The 19,267-nt window shown below is 37.4% G+C and carries 17 protein-coding genes; 7 read left to right on the forward strand and 10 right to left on the reverse strand.

What is annotated here, in order from left to right; translation table 11 throughout:
- Positions 1-164 precede the first annotated feature (164 nt).
- Both leuD and leuB read left to right on the forward strand, forming a co-directional pair.
- Positions 165-773, forward strand: a complete 609-nt coding sequence (leuD, locus tag V0410_RS03455) for a 3-isopropylmalate dehydratase small subunit (protein ID WP_330746326.1) — start codon at positions 165-167, stop codon at positions 771-773.
- The gene (leuB, locus tag V0410_RS03460) at positions 754-1,878 is read left to right on the forward strand and encodes a 3-isopropylmalate dehydrogenase (protein ID WP_110008826.1); all 1,125 of its coding nucleotides are present in this window, start codon (positions 754-756) and stop codon (positions 1,876-1,878) included. The genes leuD and leuB overlap by 20 nt, the downstream gene beginning before the upstream one ends.
- A gap of 98 nt (positions 1,879-1,976) precedes the next feature.
- On the opposite strand, the gene V0410_RS03465 is transcribed toward leuB, so the two are convergent.
- The 10 genes from V0410_RS03465 to V0410_RS03510 form a co-directional block, all read right to left on the reverse strand.
- Complete coding sequence (locus V0410_RS03465; protein ID WP_062669731.1) at positions 1,977-2,162, reverse strand: hypothetical protein; 186 nt, start codon at positions 2,160-2,162, stop codon at positions 1,977-1,979.
- Between the two features lie 72 nt (positions 2,163-2,234).
- Entirely contained in the window at positions 2,235-2,840 is a 606-nt protein-coding gene (locus tag V0410_RS03470) for a DUF4230 domain-containing protein (protein WP_330746327.1), read from the reverse strand.
- Between the two features lie 3 nt (positions 2,841-2,843).
- The gene (locus V0410_RS03475; protein ID WP_330746328.1) at positions 2,844-3,407 is read right to left on the reverse strand and encodes a TlpA family protein disulfide reductase; all 564 of its coding nucleotides are present in this window, start codon (positions 3,405-3,407) and stop codon (positions 2,844-2,846) included.
- 3 nt (positions 3,408-3,410) lie between these two features.
- Entirely contained in the window at positions 3,411-3,878 is a 468-nt protein-coding gene (locus tag V0410_RS03480) for a nucleoside triphosphate pyrophosphohydrolase family protein (protein ID WP_110008830.1), read from the reverse strand.
- 232 nt (positions 3,879-4,110) lie between these two features.
- The gene (locus V0410_RS03485) at positions 4,111-4,530 is read right to left on the reverse strand and encodes a hypothetical protein (RefSeq protein ID WP_330746329.1); all 420 of its coding nucleotides are present in this window, start codon (positions 4,528-4,530) and stop codon (positions 4,111-4,113) included.
- Positions 4,531-4,540: 10 nt separating this feature from the next.
- The gene (locus V0410_RS03490; protein ID WP_330746330.1) at positions 4,541-5,254 is read right to left on the reverse strand and encodes a hypothetical protein; all 714 of its coding nucleotides are present in this window, start codon (positions 5,252-5,254) and stop codon (positions 4,541-4,543) included.
- Positions 5,255-5,694: 440 nt separating this feature from the next.
- A complete protein-coding gene (locus V0410_RS03495) occupies positions 5,695-7,896 on the reverse strand; it encodes a zinc-dependent metalloprotease (RefSeq protein ID WP_330746331.1) in 2,202 nt (733 codons plus the stop codon).
- Between the two features lie 189 nt (positions 7,897-8,085).
- Positions 8,086-11,016, reverse strand: coding sequence for a reprolysin-like metallopeptidase (locus tag V0410_RS03500; RefSeq protein ID WP_330746332.1), 2,931 nt, complete (start codon positions 11,014-11,016; stop codon positions 8,086-8,088).
- A 374-nt stretch (positions 11,017-11,390) separates the two neighbouring features.
- Positions 11,391-11,888, reverse strand: a complete 498-nt coding sequence (locus V0410_RS03505) for a DinB family protein (protein WP_330746333.1) — start codon at positions 11,886-11,888, stop codon at positions 11,391-11,393.
- Between the two features lie 23 nt (positions 11,889-11,911).
- Positions 11,912-13,051 (reverse strand): acyl-CoA dehydrogenase family protein, encoded by a 1,140-nt coding sequence (locus V0410_RS03510; RefSeq protein WP_110008837.1) that lies wholly within the window; start codon positions 13,049-13,051, stop codon positions 11,912-11,914.
- 191 nt (positions 13,052-13,242) lie between these two features.
- Between V0410_RS03510 and V0410_RS03515 the strand changes: the two genes are divergently transcribed.
- The 5 genes from V0410_RS03515 to purF all read left to right on the forward strand — a co-directional run bounded on the left by V0410_RS03515 (position 13,243) and on the right by purF (position 19,267).
- Entirely contained in the window at positions 13,243-15,156 is a 1,914-nt protein-coding gene (locus V0410_RS03515) for an endonuclease (RefSeq protein ID WP_330746334.1), read from the forward strand.
- A 449-nt stretch (positions 15,157-15,605) separates the two neighbouring features.
- Positions 15,606-16,211, forward strand: a complete 606-nt coding sequence (locus V0410_RS03520; RefSeq protein ID WP_110008839.1) for a SatD family protein — start codon at positions 15,606-15,608, stop codon at positions 16,209-16,211.
- Between the two features lie 2 nt (positions 16,212-16,213).
- Positions 16,214-16,909 (forward strand): DUF3307 domain-containing protein, encoded by a 696-nt coding sequence (locus V0410_RS03525; RefSeq protein ID WP_330746335.1) that lies wholly within the window; start codon positions 16,214-16,216, stop codon positions 16,907-16,909.
- Between the two features lie 36 nt (positions 16,910-16,945).
- A complete protein-coding gene (purC, locus tag V0410_RS03530; protein ID WP_110008841.1) occupies positions 16,946-17,668 on the forward strand; it encodes a phosphoribosylaminoimidazolesuccinocarboxamide synthase in 723 nt (240 codons plus the stop codon).
- A gap of 99 nt (positions 17,669-17,767) precedes the next feature.
- Positions 17,768-19,267, forward strand: coding sequence for an amidophosphoribosyltransferase (purF, locus tag V0410_RS03535; RefSeq protein WP_227942257.1), 1,500 nt, complete (start codon positions 17,768-17,770; stop codon positions 19,265-19,267).

The following is a 19,267-nucleotide window of genomic DNA, read 5'->3' on the forward strand; positions in this document are numbered from 1 at the left end:
CTTAAGTAAGAAGATGGTTTCATTTGCTTGTAGAAAAAGAATACTTAAGCTTTTTGAAAATCTTTGATTTTCATTCTTATGTGAACTTCAGTTAAGTAAATTGAAAAGTAAAAAGGAAAACTTTTGTGCCTTTTGTGGTTCCAAGTCTAAACAATATAGAATAAATGCAAAAATTAGTTGTTCTAAAATCCCGCGCAGTTCCATTGCCGGCAGAAAATATAGATACAGACCAGATTATTCCGGCAAGATTCCTTAAAAGTATAGACCGAAAAGGTTTCGGAGAGAATCTGTTCAGAGACTGGAGATTCAATATTCATACAGGAGAACCTAATCCGGACTTTGTTTTAAACAATCCCAAATTCGGTGGTGAGATTCTTGTTGCAGGAAATAATTTCGGCTGTGGAAGCAGTCGTGAGCATGCAGCCTGGTCTTTAACGGATTATGGATTCAAGGTCATTGTTTCAAGTTATTTCGCGGATATTTTTAAAGGAAATGCTTTGAATAACGGGCTTCTTCCTGTAAAAGTTTCCGAAGAATTTTTAAAAGAAATTTTAGAGGGTATCAATGAAAATCCCGATAATGAAATCGCTATTGATGTGGAACTACAGTCCATCAGTTTTAAAGATACCACAGAAACCTTTGAAATTGATTCTTACAAGAAAATATGCCTGCTAAACGGTTATGACGATATTGATTTTTTAATCAGCAGAAAGCAGACAATCACAGAATTTGAATTAAAAACACAAAAAGCAAATGAGCGACAATTATTTTAAAATCGCGGTTCTTCCCGGAGATGGGATTGGCCCGGAAATCATCGGTGAAAGCATTAAAATATTAGATGCTATTGCTGAAGCTTTTCAATGTAAATTCCATTTTGAATATGGATTAATCGGTGCGGAGGCTATTTTTAAAACAGGAAATCCTTTGCCCGAAGAAACGCTGAAAATCTGTAAAGAATCTGATGCTGTGCTTTTCGGGGCTATTGGAGATCCGGTTTTTGATAATAATCCGGAAGCGAAGGTAAGACCGGAACAGGGATTGCTGAAACTTCGCAAGGAGTTAGGGTTGTTTGCCAATATCCGTCCTTTAAAAACCTATGCCTCTCTTATTGATAAAAGTCCTTTGAAAAGAGAAATTATTGAAGGCGCTGACATTCAGATTTTCAGAGAACTGGTAAGCGGAATCTATTTCGGTGAAAAATTTACAGATCCGGAAGGTGCTTACGCTTATGATGTCTGCAAATACAGCCGTGAAGATATTATTCCGATTGCGCATATGGCGTTTCAGGAAGCACAGAAAAGAAAGAAAAAGCTTACGCTTATTGATAAAGCCAACGTTTTGGATACGTCAAGATTGTGGAGAAAGACGTGCCAGGAAATTGCACCGGAATATCCGGATGTAGAGCTTGATTATATGTTTGTAGACAACGCAGCCATGCAGCTGATCCTTAATCCTAAGCATTTTGATGTCATTGTAACGGAAAATATGTTTGGTGATATTATTTCCGATGAAGCAAGTGTGATCGGAGGTTCTATCGGATTATTACCATCTGCTTCAGTAGGAGAGAAGAATGCTTTGTTTGAGCCTATTCACGGATCTTATCCGCAGGCGAAAGGAAAAGGAATTGCCAATCCTGTTGCTTCTATTTTAAGTGTGGCGATGATGCTGGATCATCTTGGTTTAAAGACGGCAGCCGAAAAATTAAGACAGTCGGTAGAACATGCTATTGAGAATAAGTATGTCACAATCGATCTTAATAGTAAACAGTATTACTCCACAAGTGAAGTGGGAAGTTTTATTGCAGACCATATCAGATATTCCGAAAAGTCTTATTATAATTTTGAAAATATTAAGATCGGAAAATCGACCATTGTATAGAAACAAAAGTTCAGTTAGATAGTTAGAAAGAAAAGTTCCGCCTCATATGAAACGGAACTTTTCGTTTTTCATTATTAAATAAAGCCTTAAAAGCTCTTTTATTTTTTTGTGTTATCCGTTTTTCCTGATTTGTTTTTGGAAGACTTCTGAACATCTTCTTTATCAATATCAGGCGGATTGGTCTTTTTTGATGCGGCAGGAATATTCTGGAAATCCTGATTTTGCTTTTGGGTTTCTGCGGTATTGGCAGATTCTTTCCTGGTGGTTTTTCCTTTTGTATCCATGAGTTTGAATTTTAAATGTAAACAATATGGATAGTATCATTCAAAGGGTTTGCCAAACAGAAATATTTTAACTTAAAGCCCCAGAATACCAATTTTTCCGGTCTTGTCTTCTATTTCATAATTCAAAGCCTTGGCCAGCACAAAAATATTATTCAGGTTTTCCATGAGCTGTTTGCGGCCCTCACTTCTCAGTTGATTCTGATCAATTGATTTCTCTGCGGTTTCCTTAGCTTTTTGAGTAACATTTTTAATATCCTTCTCCGAAATCCTGTTAAAGAAAGAATCATCCAAAGACTGAATTTCAACGCTAGGTGTAATTCTGATTTCAGCATCAGGAAGTTCGGTAATCACCAGCTTTTTGTTGATGGAATCTACTTCAATCTTCATTTTGTTGAGATCATAAGAAACCTGTGCATTAGTCTTTGTGTAGGTAATAATACTGTTGCTGGAAACTTCTTTTCCAAAAACCTCATAACCCATTTTGGTCTTCTGCATGCTGGATGTATTCTGTTCCATCACGACCATCTTATTCATCTTGGAAATTTGATTGGTCAGGATATAATAATCTGACTTTTCAGTTTTATTTCCAAGATTCAGGTAGGATTTCAGGCCAAAAAAGAGCAGTACCATTGCGCCGGCACCCGCAGCAAAAGATAATATTGTTCTATAATTTCTCAAAATCTATTTAAAAATTTCTTTGATAACAGACGAATCGTTCTTTTTCAGAATTTGAACCAAATCCCTTTCAATATATCCTGTCGTAGGCATTTCGATAATTCTGCCCACTTCTTTTCCATATCTTTTCAGAATAATGGTAGGAACTTTCTGAAGATTGTAAAGACTTTCATCCCCGGTAGGAGATTCTTTCTTACGGTTAACAGCAATAATATTCAATTTACTTTCCGGATAACTTACGGCTTCCAATATTTTCATCAGTCTTGGAAAATCTCTGTGGCTGTCTTCACACCAGGTTCCCATGAAAACGATAATATCATAGGTTCCGATTTTTTCTTTTTTTAATTCACTGACTGCCTTTTGATCAAGAACATACTCATCATGTTCTTTCACATACCAATCTGCATAAGGAGCTTTTAAAAACTGCTCTTTCAACTGGTTTCCCAAAAGCATTTTGCCGTCATTCTGGGTTTCAACTTCACGGTTTACCACTACTTTTTGTGCAGTAAGCTGCTGTGAAGCCAGAAACAAGGTTGAAAAGGCAACAATATTGGTAATAAATTTTTTCATATTTTATTTTTCGATAATTGATTTTAAATCAGCAGGAGAGTAGTATTTGTTTTTTAATACTTTATGATCTGCCTTTCTGTAAACATTAAATTTTTCTCCGGACTTTTCATAAAAAGATTCTACTTCCTTCGCTTTGTAAAATTCTACAGTTTCCTCTGCCTGTTCTTCATTATCACATGCTTTCGACATATTGGAGCGTTGAACTTCGTTGAATAGCTCTACAAATTTGTTGCCAAGTCCGAATTCCAGTACCGCACCACTCAAAACATACTGAAGATCACACAATGCATCTGCAATTTCTACAATATTATTGTCAGCAATAGCTTGTTTCAGTTCGTTTAATTCTTCCTGTAAAAGTTCTACTCTCAGGTTGCATCTTTCCGGAGAAGGAATTTGTGGGGTATCTAAAATAGGGGCTTTGAAAGTAGTATGGAATTCTGCTACTTGGTTCAGACTATCAATTTTATCCATGAATTTTTTTATTTCCCACAAAGATAGAAAAGGATTTGCAAAATGTGAAATGTACAGCAGGAAATGTAAAAATAAAGTGTCTGGGAAAATGTTTTTGAATATACAATCCTATCTTAAAACAAAAAAACTGTAAAAATCTGTATTATCAATGGGGAAATTTTATCCATGAAAATTAAAAAACCACAACTGTAAAAATTGTGGTTTTATTTTGAAGTGATTCAATTCTACTCAATTATTTAAATTCTTCATAATTCCAGACTCCGGAGATGGTAAGTATCATTAATCCCGGCTGCTTTTCTCCATAGCTGAATAGACAGATGAACCTGGAATGACAGGAAGAACAGTCGGTTCCAAAATATAAAGTTGGCAGATCGTTGACTGTCAATTCTCCGAAATGAAACATTCTTTGAGAGGTTCCGTTGACCATTCCGTGGTTTAGCAATTCATTTTTAGATACTACTTTATCTTCATGATACAACTGCAGAACAGGAAATCCTGATTCATAAGGTGCTATTGCAATTCTATTTTTATTTCCGCAATGAGAGCAGGTAAAAGTGGTGATTGCTGATGGGAGAGCTTCATCATTGATAAAGACATTTTTTTCAACAGAAGCTTTTCCAATAATGTTTATTTTTTCTGATAATGAATACATCTGAGCTGATTTATGGCTGAATAACTGTGCCTGCTAAGTTAGGATATTTTCCGCTTGGGCTTCTCTTAATGGTAATTTTAATATAACCTTCTTCTGCCAGCTTATTCCATGTTTTCTGGTAACCTGTATTGATATCAATAGGAATTTTCCACATCGTTTGTTTACCTTTTCCTGCCTGGCTGAACCAAGGAATAATGTCTGCTGTCTGGGTTTTAAACTGCATGGAGTTGTTCAGTACATCAATTTCATAATAAAAATCGTATTTATCTTCAGGTTGGTTTAGAGCTCTTTGTGTAAAAGTATAAACATATCCGTTGATGATAGGGCTTGTAAAGCTTCCCCCTAATGTAGGAACCCCGGTTCCGTTATAACTGCCGACTGCGCCGCTGTATCTGTCGAACTTCTGCCCAACCTGTAAAGGAACATCATCGACAATATTATAACCTCCGTTGGCAGGCGGCCATCCTCCATTTAAATTATTAGCCTTAAAAAGTGATTCCAGCTCACTCCATTTTCCCCTTTTGTATAGGTCATAAGCTTGATTTTTTATGGCTTGACTTACCGAATTACCGGGATCATAGGTTACTGCCAGTTCATCTGCATTTTTGTAGAATACGGTGGTCACATCCGGATTGATGTCTATTACTTCATCATCGTCAGAGCTGCAGGCAACCGAGAACGAAGTAATGGCTAAAAAAAAGAGGTACTTAAATAAATGTTTCATATAAAAAATTTTAAATTATTTTAAAATTACAGAGGTATTTGAAGGGTACCTTTTTGAAACATCGCTTTCCTGATAAAGATTTTAAGTAAATACTGATGTTTTCCGGTCTATAGGAGAAATTTTAAGGACCGGAATCTGGATTAATGTGATTTTTGACCGTAAATTACCAATTCATGCCAAAATAAACTCAAAAGAAGCAATAGCATCAGATGTCAAAAACGATCTGGAGCTCCCTTAAATACAATCTGGGTAAACGGTACAATGAAATATTGTTATGCGATAAATTTAAATTAAAAAACTTAAATGCTGGTAGTTTTATCTAAAATAAATTATTATTCTGAAATTAATTTTAATGATAAATAGATTTAAGATCATATTTTGTATTTCACTAAATAAAAAAGCTGCCCGAATGAGCAGCTTATTGTTTGAACTTTATTTTTCTACTTTTTAATAAATTGTTTTGTAAATCCTGCGATTTGGATGATGTAAGTTCCATTGGTTAGTTTATTGACATTAACCGTTCCGCTTTCCAGGTTTCCTCCACTTACAAGCCTGCCGGACATGTCGTAGATTTTATATTCCTCATTACTGGTATTGGTAAGGGTAAGAATATTTTTTACAGGATTGGGATACAGTTTGATTTCTGTAGAGGATGGAGCAGCATCTTCATTAGAATTTTTTACAGAAATATTGGCATTATTGATATCAAAGAAAATATGATGGCTTCCTTTGATCATTATTCTTCCGGAGTTGGTTAAAGTATCAGGAATTGTAATACTCTCCGAACCGTCATTAGGAGTTCCGGTCATAAGTATCGTCCATGTGCTGCCGTTATCTGTTGACCAGAGGATATCTACATTGGCGGTATTCACACCATTTGCTGTAGTGCCTGCTACATCCCATGTAACCGTTTGTGAGCTTCCTTTTACATAAGAAACAGCTGTGTTTTGTGAGGTTATCATAAATGGTCCGGCTGCCGGATCAACAGTGAGTTTTGTATCATTGGAATTATTGGCTCCGCCTCCGGCTTTATTATCACGGACGGTAAGTCTGAAATTTAAAGCTCTGGCTACAGAAGGAAGTGCCTCAACATCTATTTCTGTTCCGGCGGTTTTGAGAGAACCAGCCAGAATGGAAGACATTGTCGGAAAATATCTAACCGGAGAAGCTGAAGGCGTCCATGATCTGAATATAGGTCCCGGGTTTTTTGATTCCTGCGCTGCAGAATTAGCTCCTGTTTCAGAAGAAGTTCCTTTATCCATCTCTTCCCAGATATAGGTAAGCTGGTCTCCATCAGCATCAGTTCCTGATCCGGTAAGCATAAAAGGAGTGCTTTTAGGAATAATATAATCAGGACCTGCATTGGCTGTAGGAATTGAGTTACCGGTACTGGTATTCACAGAACAGGTTTTTGCTTTGATATTATTGGTGATCTGTTCAATGCTTATGGCATGAAAAAACGGATCAGAGTTATTCTGAACATCATAACTGGTGACACCGGCATAGCCCATAATGGTAGATCCTGAACCTGGTTCTACAGATTTTAAATCCGGTTCAACACGATAAGAAGATGTATGATTTCCGCCGAACTGATGTCCCATTTCATGAGCTACAAAATCTATATCAAAAGTGTCTCCCGAAGGATTACCGTTTGCCGGAGAAGTATATCCGCTTCCCTTATAGCTGCTTGGGTAGGTTATACCCTGACTTTGGTAAGTAGACATGTCGTTATCACAAATACATCCTATACATCCTGCATTGCCGCCGCCACCGTCTCTGCCAAAAAGGTGTCCTATGTCAAAATTATTATTTCCGATAGTAGAACTCAGATTGTTCATCAGCTCCAGATTCCAGTTCTTCATTTGTGAAGAGGAAGAATAAGGGTCTGTAGCAGCATTGGTATAAATTAGATCATCATTATTGGCAATCAGGACCATTCTTGCAGCGAAATCGTTTTCAAAAATACCATTCACGCGGGTCATGGTATTATTCATGGCTGCTAAAGCCTGAGCTTTTGTTCCTCCGAAATAAGAAGTATATTCTCCTGTGCAGGAAAGTGCAAGTCTGAACGTTCTTAATGTAGCATCATCCGCATTTTTATGGGTTACGGCATTTAAATTACCTTTTTGAGCAGCATCAGAAACTGTACATTCGAGTTTATTGAAATGGTCTTTTCTGTCAGATTTTTTATAAATAATATAAGTGGAAAGATCTTTGGTATAGGGCTGAATAAAAACAGCAGATTGATCTCTGTAGATTTCCATAGAAGATAATCCTAAAGGAGAAATGCTGAAATAAACTTTTGAAGCAGGATCTTCGACACCTTTACCGATATAAGATTTGATATCCGGATATTTAGAAGCAAGTTCCGGTTCAAAATTAGAATTTTCCGTTACTTTGAAATGCTCCATTTTTCCTGTTGAATTGGGAAAAGAGATAATGACTTCAGATTTCTCTGTTACTCTTTTCGGAGCCTTTGCCAATACATTTTTTAATCCGCTTATATTCAGATGAAAAAGCTGCGGATCTTCAAAAACGGGAGAGGAGACTTTGATGGAGCTGGAAGTCCATAAACGATCGGTCTGTGCAAAAGAAATACCCGATAATGCGAGCATTCCCGTCATCAATAATTGTTTTTTCACTTACATGTATTTTCGGCAAAAATAGTAAAAAAACTTACTGAAAATGTATTCTTTATATGAATTTTTTATCGCATATACCGATACGAAGAGGTGATAAAGTGAGAGATTGTTTAAAATTTTAAAAAAAGAAAAACCGTTCTGTGCAGAACGGTTTTTCACATCGCTTAATTTTAAAAAGTCTATTCGTTACTAATTTTTAATAAATCTCTTAGAAGATTCTCCAATTTGAATCATATAAGCTCCTTTGATAAGGTTGCTTACATTCACAGAACCTCTTTGAAGTTTTCCTGAGTCAATTAGTTTTCCACCCATATCGAAGATCTTATAATCTTCTGAAGCTGTATTGGAAATATATAGGATATCTCTCACAGGGTTTGGATAAAGCTTCACATCTGTGATCAGATCATTTGTATTATGAAGATCTCCTTTTCCTGAAGAAACAATATTAAGGGTGTAATCTTCCACCTGTCCGTAAGTGAATGCTTCACATGAAGAAGTAGGAATTGAGCTGTACTTCATCATTACTCTCATTCTTGTGGATCCAACAGTAGCAGTAGCAGGGATTGTAATAGATCCGGTTACAGGGCTGGTTGTAGAACCTGCTTTTGTCCATGCCAGTTCTCCGCTGTCTGTAAAGTCTCCGTCTCCGTTATAATCAATATAAACTGCGTACGCTTCGCTATATTTTGTAGAAGTCCACACCGGAGTGATGGAAATTGTGTACGCATTTCCTCTTGTAACATTGGTAGAAACTGAAGTGAAGTTTTCGTAACCAGCAGTTCCTGTAGAGGTATTGTTGATAGATCCGAATGTCACATTTCCAATTCTTTCATCTGCTGTATTTGAGGCCGAAGAAGAACAATAAGTAACTGTTCCTCCGGAAAGAGTTGTAACACTTACAGTGTTGCTGGAAACAGAAGCATTTCCTGCCGCATCTTTTGCTTTCACAGAGAAAGAATAGGTAGTTGCCGGTGTAAGTCCTGTTACAGTATATGTAGTAGACGCTGTAGAACCAATTAATGAAGCTCCCTGGTAAACATCGTATCCGGTAACACCAACATTATCTGTAGCTCCAGACCATGAAAGGTTAGTGGTTGTAGCTGTAGTTCCTGAAGCAGCAAGGGTAGGAGCTGTAGGAGCAACCGTGTCAGGAGTTCCGGAACCTGCATTTACAGAGATATTAGCATTGTTAACATCAAAGAAAATGTGGTTTGATCCTTTTACCATAATTCTTCCTGTTGTTGTATTGGCATTAGGAATAGTTACTGCCTGTGAGCCATCATTCGGAGTTCCTGCCAATAGAGTAGTCCAAGTATTTCCGCTGTCTGTAGACCAAAGGATATCTACATTGGCAGCATTTACTCCGTTAGCTGTAGTTCCTGCTACATTCCATGTTACTGTTTGAGAACTTCCTCCGGCGTAAGTTGTTGCAGAGTTTTGTGAAGTGATATTGAATGGTCCGGCAGTTCCGTTAACAGTGATAACAGCATCATCGGAATTATTTCCTGAGCCTCCTGCTTTGTTATCACGAACAGTAAATCTGAAGTTTAATGTTCTGGCAACTGAAGAAAGTGCTTCTACAGTGATTTCAGAACCTGCGGTAGTGGTAGCACCTGCTAAAACAGAAGCCATTCTTGGGAAATATCTTACCGGTGCAGTAGTAGGAGTCCATGATCTGAAGTTAGGTCCTGAAGCTTTTGTAGCACTTGCAGCGGAACTTGCTCCTGTCTGGGAAGAAGAAGCGTTGTCCATTTGTTCCCAGATATAGGTTAAAGAATCTCCGTCAGCATCTGTCCCTGTTCCTGTCAGTACAAATGGAGTTCCTTTTGGAATCGTATAATCTGATCCTGCATTAGCTGTAGGAATTGCATTTCCTGTATTGGTATTGACAGAGCAGGTTTTAGCCTTAATATTATTAGTGATCTGCTGGATGCTTATTGCATGGAAAAATGCATCAGAATGTGGTTGAATATCCTGGCTGGTAATTCCTGCATAACCCATGATTGTTGATCCTGATCCAGGTTCCATATTGGCACCTGTTCCTTCATTACTCATAGAGAAGGTGTGGTTTCCACCGAACTGGTGTCCCATTTCATGAGCCACATAGTCGATATCAAAATTGTCTCCCGAAGGAATAGCATCTGCCGGAGAGGTATATCCGCTTCCTTTTGATCCGTTTGTACAGATACAGCCGATACAGCCTGCATTTCCTCCGCCTCCTGAAGCTCCGAACAAGTGACCGATGTCATAATTAGCCTCTCCAATTACAGACGTTAAAGTACTTTGTAGCTGGGAATTCCAGTTGCTCATTCCTGAAGCTGCGGAATATGGGTCTGTAGAAGCATTGGTATAGATGACAGCATCATTATTGGCAATCAGAACCATTCTGGCTGCGAAATCTTTTTCAAAAACACCGTTTACACGGGTCATTGTAGTATTCATTGCCGCTAAAGCCTGAGCTTTTGTTCCCCCAAAATAAGTGGTGTATTCACCTGTGCATGACAGTGCCAGTCTGAATGTTCTCAGTTTGGCATCATCGGCGTTAGGTCTTGCAGCAAGAGAAGAATTGGAAACTCCTTTCTGTGCGGCATCTACCACTGTACATTCAAACTTGTTAAGATCATCTTTTTTGTCAGATTTTCTGTATACTACATACGAAGAAAGATCTTTGGTGTAAGGCTCGATGAAAACAGCCGATTTATCACCATAAATTTCCATGGAAGACAGTCCTAGTGGGGAAACACTGAAATAGACTGTGGAATTAGGATCATCCAGACCTTGTCCTACATAGGATTTGATGTCCGGGTATTTTGCTGCCAGCTCAGGGGCAAAATTGGAATTCTCCCTCACTTTAAAATTTTCCATTCTGCCTTCAGAATTTGGAAAAGAGATAATGAGTTCTGATTTTTCGCCTGCAGCCAGTCTTTTGGGAGCTTTTGCCAGAATGTTTTTCAATCCGTTGATATCCAGGTTGTACACCTTTGGATTGCTGATACCGGTTTTGTTTTCAAAAATCTCTGAGGAAGTTTTTTTTGAACCTTCAGACCAAAGACGGTCAGTCTGTGCGAAAGAAATACCTGAAATAAGAAGCATTCCAATCAGCGTTAATTGTTTTTTCATATTAAATATTAAATTTGATTGTGGAATGTCAAATCTAATAAAAAATATATTACGGAAAACAAAATTTTTTAAGGAATATTTGGACTTTGTGTATAATATATTATGCAATACATTGTATATAATTGAAAAAGCTTATTAATAAAAGAAAAGTAAAAGTTGTAAAATGAATTTTAATTTTAAAAAAATAATATATCGGCTTTTTGTTTGTTAATTTATTAAATTGAGACAATATATTTTATTAATAATTCAATGGTTAGTAAATAAATATTAATAAATCACATTTAGTAAATATGACTGTGCCGCTCTGTATTCTCCCTACAAAAAAAAGCTGTCTCAAAATGAAACAGCTTCTATTATATTAATGCAATGTTTAACTACATTTTATCATCAGCAGTAGGTCCGTAAAGTCCAGGGACTTTGTTTCCGGTTGCTCTTAAATAAACAACCAGCTCGCCTCTGTGATGGTACAAATGATTATAAAGAAAAGCTCTTATCACCTGAACCTTTGGCATAGGAGGGAAAAGCACATTTCCGTCCATTTCCATTTTCCACTCGTTGAAATAGGTATTTTCATCAGAGTTTTCAAGAGCTTTCTGTGCGTTGGCAACATTTTCCTCAAATTTTGCAAGGATATTTTCTGTTTTGGAAATGTCTCCTTTGTCATACCTGTACGTTCCCATATCAAAAACGTCCTGATTGAAAGTGGATTCATACCAGTTGTATACTTCAGCAATGTGAGACGCAAGCTGTCCGGTTGTCCAGTTTTTTTCGGACGGTTTCCAATCCAGTGCGCTGTCGGGGATTGCCTGTAAAATTTTTCTGGTGTTTTCTGCTTCATGCAGAAATTCACCTAAAAGTGCCTGTTTAATCATTTGTATTGGTGTTATTTTTAAAATTATTTTGTAATATCTCTTCCAATGACAAGTCTCTGGATTTCAGACGTTCCTTCTCCAATAGTACAAAGTTTGGAATCTCTATAGAACTTTTCAGCAGGGAAATCTTTTGTATAACCATATCCTCCGAAGATCTGAACTGCATTATTTGAGATTCTTACACAAGCTTCAGAAGCATATAGTTTAGCCATAGCTCCTTCTTTTGTCATTTTTTGTTTTGCATTCTTAAGAGTAGATGCTCTCTGGATAAGAAGTTCAGCAGCATCAATTTCTGTTGCCATATCTGCCAGCATAAAGTTGATTGCCTGGAAATCTGCAATAGGTTTTCCGAACTGATGTCTTTCTTTTGCATATTTCAAAGCAGCTTTATAAGCTCCTCTTGCAGTACCCAGGCTTAATGCAGCAATAGAAATTCTACCGCCATCCAACACTTTCATAGCCTGCTTGAAACCTTCTCCAACTTCGCCTAAACGGTGAGAATCCGGTACACGTACGTTATCAAAAATTAATTCTGCTGTTTCAGAAGCACGCATCCCTAATTTATTTTCTTTTTTTCCGGAAGTAAAACCAGGCATTCCTTTTTCCAAAACAAAGGCTGTAGAATTATTTTTGGCTCCTTTTTCGCCTGTTCTCGTCATTACTACGGCAATATCACCTGAAATAGCGTGGGTGATAAAGTTTTTAGCTCCGTTGATGATCCACTCATCACCATCTTTTACAGCAGTCGTAGACATCCCTCCTGAATCTGAACCTGTGTTGTGCTCAGTCAGTCCCCAAGCTCCGATTACTTTTCCGGAAGCCAGCTGAGGAAGCCATTTGTGTCTTTGTTCTTCATTTCCAAATTCATAAATATGGTTGGTGCAAAGTGAGTTGTGTGCTGCTACAGAAAGACCAATAGAAGGGTCAACCTGAGAAATTTCGTCCAGAATAGTAACATACTCATGATAACCTAATCCGGAACCTCCATATTGTTCAGGAACTACAATTCCCATAAACCCCATCTCACCCAATTGGTGGAATAAGTCTTTTGGAAATGTTTGGCTTTCATCCCATTCCATAATATTCGGTCTGATGTTTTTTTCTGCAAATTCTCTAGCCGTCTCCGCTATCATTTTGATGTTGTCAATAGTCTCAGTATTCATATAATAATAGTTAGTTCCCAAAGATAACCAAATTGATGGAATGCTAAAGAAAAATTATTTTCCCGGTATTATTAACGGTCAATGCGTCTAGTTTTCAATTTTTTATATTTTGAGAATTAATACTTTCTTAATAAAATATTCAGGCTTATTCGTTTTTTATTTCACTATTTTAGTTTCCCAATTTTTAAGGCATGAAAAAAATTCTACTTCCGATCCTTTTAATTTCTTCTTATAGTGCTGCGCAGGCACCTGCCGGGTATTATGATGGAACAGCCGGACTGACGGGATATGCCCTGAAATCAAAGATCCACGATATTATTTCGGAAAAAATGATCAACTGGCATTATAACGATCTTAAAGTATTATATGCCCAGACTGACCTGGATAAATATTATGATCATGATGCTTCCAATACTCAATACCTGCTGGATATCTATTCTGAAATTCCGTCTGGGCCGGATTCTTATGAATATACTACAGATCAATTGGTAGCAGGTGTTGGTGCGGAAGGTTTGGGGTACAACCGGGAACATATGATGCCGCAAAGTACATTCAGTACAAGCTCATCTATCAGTGATTATCCTATGTATTCGGATCTGAATTTTATAATTCCTGTTGATGGATGGATCAACCAGCGAAGAAGCAATTATCCGTATGGAACAGGAAATAGTACCAACCACTATATTTTTTCCAACACGTCAAGGATATCCAATGCAGCGATTCCGAATTATCCCTATACCGGAAGGGTTTATGAGCCTGTTAATGAATTTAAAGGGGATATTGCAAGATCATTGTTGTACTTTGCAGTACGCTATGAAGGAAAGTTAGGTTCGTTCAATACAGCTTATACGACATCTGCCAATCTTACTCCTGCTACAGACCAATGTCCGTTGGACGGAACGGAAGAAAGAGCAGTTGATCTGGCCTATATTGCCATGCTGAAACAGTGGAATACGGCAGATCCTGTTTCACAAAGAGAAATTGACCGAAATAATGCCGTTTATGCCATACAAAAAAACAGAAATCCATTTATTGATCATCCTGAGTGGATTGATATGATCTGGTCCGAAACACCTGATACCATTGCTCCTGCGGCTCCCGGATCACTGGTTTCAACCCAGCAGAATGCTTATTTTGTGAATCTGAGCTGGACGGCTTCTCCTGATACGGATATTTTAGGATACAGGATTTATATGAATGGATCCGCAACGCCTGTTGCCACTACAAAAGGGACTTCCATCAGCATCGATCATCTGAGCCCGTCAACAACCTATACTTTTACGGTGAAAGCTTTTGATAAAGCATACCTGGAATCTCCATTCAGTAATACGGTAACAGCCTCAACAATTGCTTCGGATTCCTATGCCTCGGATCTTATCATTACCAAATATATATCCGGAACAAATACGGAATCTGTGAAAAATAATGCACTGGAAATCGTCAATAAAACAGGACATGAGGTTAATTTAAATAATTACAGAATTAATATTCAGTTTAAAAATAATATATCAGGAGATTTCTATAATGGTGACACATACGAATTGGAAGGCAAGGTAGGAAACAATGAAACTTTTGTTATCCTGAATCCGAAAGGCACCTTATCATGTTATACTCCCGGCGAGGCAAGATTTGCTACGGCTTCTGATCCTCTGATGTTTGCGGGAGGAAATTATGTGGAACTTGCATATAATAAAACAGTTACAGTGGATGCTATCGGGGTAAAATACACGACCAATAATAACGGGAACGTATCTTTATACAGAAAGAACACCATTAATCAGCCCAATAATACTTTTACTATCAGTGAATGGGATTCTTATCCGTCCAATTACTGTCAGAACCTGGGTGGCACATTGTCTACAGCGGAATTGATTACTGTTAATAATGAATTTACCATCTATCCAAACCCGGTTGATGATCATCTTTATGTGAAGGAAGAAATGGAAAGGGTAAAAACAGCTCAGATTATAGATCTTTCCGGGAAAGTGATTTATACGGAGAAAGATCCGTTTAGAAATAAGAAAAGTATTCCGATGATGGGAATTCCTACAGGAATATATTTCTTAAAGCTTGATGAGAAAGCGCATCAGTTTATTAAAAAGTAAATAACATCAGATTTAAATACTATCAGCTAAACCTAACAGGTTTTAAAAACCTGTTAGGTTTATTTTTATATGGTGTAGAAATAATTCAGGAGATTGCTTCGTTTTACTCGCAAGACTGTCCTAGCCCTGATAGCAGCGGTTACCCCGCAGTAGAAGTGGGAGAGTTGTAGGGTTAAGGAGTTGGAATACGAAGGCGCGAGGAGTATGAGCGGATAGCAGGAACAGCTTCTTATTATAAAAAAAGTATAAAAAAAGTAGAGTTAAAGTCGACACCATAATAAAAGATTGAACATTTTTTTGCTGTTTTGCTATTCAGTAGTTTTATATAACACCTTAAAAACCTTATGTTTACTATATCATTGATATAAGTTGATTCACTAATAATCAATATCTATAAGTGTTTCTGCTTATATTTTTTATATATAAGTAATTATGCTTATATTTGCAGTATGATAGCGGTCATTACCGGTGATATTATAAATTCACAGCATGCGGACACTGAAGTTTGGATTACCAGGCTTAAACATCTTCTCGAAAAATGGGGAAGCGCTCCTCACACATGGGAAATCTACAGAGGAGATGAGTTCCAGTTCAAATGCAGAATTGATGACGTTTTCTGGCGTTTTCTAGCCATAAAATCTCTTATTAAAAGTGTTGAAAATTTAGATGTAAGGATGGCCATAGGTATTGGTGAGGAAAGTTTTTCTTCTGAGAAAATCACTGAATCCAACGGTACTGCCTATGTCAATTCCGGGAGACTGCTTAATGACCTTAAAAGTGACGGGCATACTGTTGCCATCAAAACCTCCAGCGACCCCGTAGACAGAGATCTTAATATTCTGTTGAAATGGTCGTCCAAGGATTTTGATAACTGGACAATGGCTACGGCAGAGATCATTCATGAGATGATTATGAATCAGGATATTACTCAGGAAGATCTTGCTAAGAGATTTGCTATTTCACAGTCTTCGGTAAGCCAGAGACTGAAACGAGCCAACTATGAGCTTATCGTAGAAACCAATCAGTATTTCAGAAAGAAAATCTCAGAATTATAGGCATGATCTTCATCAAACTCATATTGGCACATTTACTCGGAGATTTTATACTTCAGCCAAATTCATGGGTTGCAGATAAGGAGAACCATAAACTGAAAAGTAAGTTTTTATACCTTCATATTCTGATTCACACTATTTTAAGCCTTGTTTTCCTGTGGGATCTTCAGCTTTGGTGGGTCGCTGTATTGGTGGGTATTACTCACTTTATCATTGATGCTTCCAAACTTATATTTCAAAATGTAAAAACTAAGAAAAGATGGTTTTTCATTGATCAGCTGCTGCATGTTTCAGTGATTGCCGGAGTTTCTTTTTATTTCGGGGAATTCAGTTTGGGCTTCGTACAAAATCAGGAATTTTTGAAGGTAATTATGGCGGCGCTGTTCCTGACAACACCTGCTTCTATTTTTATCAAAATCTTATTGTCATCCTGGACACCTGCTCCGGATGGCCCCAACACTATTCAAACCGAATCTTTATCAAGTGCCGGAAAATATATCGGAATTTTAGAACGTCTGCTGGTTTTCACTTTTATCATGGTGAATCATTGGGAAGGCGTAGGTTTCATGGTAGCTGCCAAATCTGTTTTCAGGTTCAGCGACCTTGCACAGGCAAAACAGAGAAAGCTCACAGAGTATGTATTGATAGGTACACTGCTGAGTTTTGGGCTGGCTGTCTTAACAGGAATAATAATAAAATAAATCAATAAATCTAACTACAATTTAGAAAGTAAAATTATGAGTCAAAAGAAAGAAATGTTGTACGAGGGGAAAGCAAAACAGGTATTTGCAACCGATAATCCTGATGAAGTAGTAGTACGTTTCAAAGACGATGCTACAGCATTTAACGCTCAAAAAAGAGGTCAGGTAGACCTTAAAGGGGAAATGAACAACGCAATCACAACCCTTATTTTTGAATACTTAAATGAGAAAGGGATTAAAACTCATTTCATCAAAAAATTAGACGAAAGAGAGCAGCTGGTAAGAAAGGTTTCTATCATTCCTTTGGAAATGGTAGTAAGAAACTACTCTGCAGGAAGTATGGCACAAAGATTAGGAGTAGAAGAAGGAATTAAATCTCCGGTAACGATCTTCGATATCTGCTATAAAAAAGATGAGTTGGGAGATCCGCTTATCAATGATCACCATGCCGTTTTCTTAGGAGCAGCTACTTATGAAGAGCTTGACGAAATGTATGAGTTATCTTCAGATATCAATGATATCCTTATCGATTTGTTTGACAAAATCAATATCATTCTGGTAGATTTCAAAATCGAACTAGGGAAAACTTCAGACGGCGAAATCATTTTGGCAGACGAAATTTCTCCGGATACCTGCAGACTTTGGGATAAAGATACCATGAAGAAATTAGACAAAGACAGATTCAGAAGAGACCTGGGAGAAGTTACTGAGGCTTATGTTGAAATCTACAACCGTCTTAAAAATCTTTTACAGAAATAAGATTTAATTTATTTAAAGATTAAACCATTTAAAAATTAAACAGGCTGTAATCTTTTTAATCATTAAATTTTTTAATCTTTTAATTTAGAAAAAATAGAAATGAAAAGTTTAGACATTCATAAAAGTGAATATTTAAAACAATTTAAAACCCAGACCTACGGAAGAAATCTTTTCAGAACTCAGGAAGAGGAAAGACTGGATGCTCCTAATGAAGAGTGTGGGATCTTCGGATTGTATTCGGATAATGATCTGGATACTTTCTCTCTTTCTCAGTTCGGGCTTTTTGCTTTGCAGCACAGAGGCCAGGAAGCTTGTGGTATTTCCGTTTTAAAGGAAGGAAGAATCACCAACATGAAAGACGAAGGACTGGTTTTAGATGTTTATAAAGACATTCAGGAACCTGAAACTTTTATGGGAAATTCTGCAATTGGTCATACCCGTTATACCACTGCAGGAGATAAGAAGAAATATAACTTCCAGCCATTTTTCGCCAAAAACGAATATGACCAGATTATACTTTCTATAGCACACAATGGTAACCTTACCAATGCGAAAGAATTAAAGGCTGAATTAGAGGCTGAAGGCGTTGTTTTCAGAGCAACTTCCGATTCTGAAGTGATCCTGAGACTGATCCAGAAAAACCTTGATTTAGGTCTTCGTGGAGCGATTAAAGCAACCATGGAAAAGATTGAAGGAGCTTATTCTGTCGTAGGGATGACAAGAAATAAATTCTTTGCCTTCAGAGACTTCAACGGTATCCGCCCGCTGGTGTTGGGAGCTATCGACGAAAAGTCTTATGTGGTGGCGTCAGAATCTGTTGCATTGGATGCTGTGGGCGCTCAGTATGTACGTAATATTCTTCCTGGTGAGATCATTTATACCAATGAAAACGAACCTGGAAAACTTCATTCTTATATGATGGATGAGGCGAAAGGAAAGCAGAGAATCTGCTCTTTTGAATATATTTATTTTGCAAGACCCGACTCTACGCTTGAAGACATCAACGTTTATGAAATCAGAGAAAAATCCGGAGAGAAAATCTGGGAACAGGCTCCTGTAGAAGCTGATCTGGTAATTGGAGTTCCCGATTCCGGTGTTCCTGCTGCTATCGGTTTCTCAAAAGCTTCAGGAATCCCTTTCCGTCCGGTTTTGATCAAAAACAGATATATCGGAAGAAGTTTCATCGTTCCTACACAGGAAATGAGAGAAAGGGTAGTGAACCTTAAACTAAACCCGATCATCTCTGAGATGAAAGGTAAGAGAGTAGTTATTATTGACGATTCTATTGTTCGTGGAACAACATCTAAAAGACTGGTTAAAATTTTAAAAGATGCAGGAGTAAAGGAAATCCACTTCAGAAGTGTTTCCCCGCCAATTATCGCTCCTTGCTACCTTGGAATTGATACTCCGTCCAAAGATGATCTGATTTCTGCCAATATGACTACAGAAGAACTTAAAAATTATCTGGGAGTAGATTCTTTAGAGTTTTTAAGTATTGATAACCTGAAAGATATTTTAGGATCAGCCAACCACTGCTTCGGATGCTTTACAGAAGAATATCCTGTAGGAAAAGGAGAAGAAGTAGATTTATTCAATTAA

This window comes from Chryseobacterium sp. CP-77 (assembly GCF_036362765.1).
Classification (GTDB): Bacteria; Bacteroidota; Bacteroidia; order Flavobacteriales; family Weeksellaceae; genus Chryseobacterium; species Chryseobacterium cupriresistens.

Coding starts and splice junctions, on each gene's coding strand:
- leuD (WP_330746326.1), top strand. CDS start 165: ATGCAAAAATTAGTTGTTCTAAAATCCCGCGCAGTTCCATTGCCGGCA.
- leuB (WP_110008826.1), top strand. CDS start 754: ATGAGCGACAATTATTTTAAAATCGCGGTTCTTCCCGGAGATGGGATT.
- V0410_RS03465 (WP_062669731.1), bottom strand. CDS start 2,162: ATGGATACAAAAGGAAAAACCACCAGGAAAGAATCTGCCAATACCGCA.
- V0410_RS03475 (WP_330746328.1), bottom strand. CDS start 3,407: ATGAAAAAATTTATTACCAATATTGTTGCCTTTTCAACCTTGTTTCTG.
- V0410_RS03480 (WP_110008830.1), bottom strand. CDS start 3,878: ATGGATAAAATTGATAGTCTGAACCAAGTAGCAGAATTCCATACTACT.
- V0410_RS03485 (WP_330746329.1), bottom strand. CDS start 4,530: ATGTATTCATTATCAGAAAAAATAAACATTATTGGAAAAGCTTCTGTT.
- V0410_RS03490 (WP_330746330.1), bottom strand. CDS start 5,254: ATGAAACATTTATTTAAGTACCTCTTTTTTTTAGCCATTACTTCGTTC.
- V0410_RS03500 (WP_330746332.1), bottom strand. CDS start 11,016: ATGAAAAAACAATTAACGCTGATTGGAATGCTTCTTATTTCAGGTATT.
- V0410_RS03505 (WP_330746333.1), bottom strand. CDS start 11,888: ATGATTAAACAGGCACTTTTAGGTGAATTTCTGCATGAAGCAGAAAAC.
- V0410_RS03510 (WP_110008837.1), bottom strand. CDS start 13,051: ATGAATACTGAGACTATTGACAACATCAAAATGATAGCGGAGACGGCT.
- V0410_RS03515 (WP_330746334.1), top strand. CDS start 13,243: ATGAAAAAAATTCTACTTCCGATCCTTTTAATTTCTTCTTATAGTGCT.
- V0410_RS03520 (WP_110008839.1), top strand. CDS start 15,606: ATGATAGCGGTCATTACCGGTGATATTATAAATTCACAGCATGCGGAC.
- V0410_RS03525 (WP_330746335.1), top strand. CDS start 16,214: ATGATCTTCATCAAACTCATATTGGCACATTTACTCGGAGATTTTATA.
- purC (WP_110008841.1), top strand. CDS start 16,946: ATGAGTCAAAAGAAAGAAATGTTGTACGAGGGGAAAGCAAAACAGGTA.
- purF (WP_227942257.1), top strand. CDS start 17,768: ATGAAAAGTTTAGACATTCATAAAAGTGAATATTTAAAACAATTTAAA.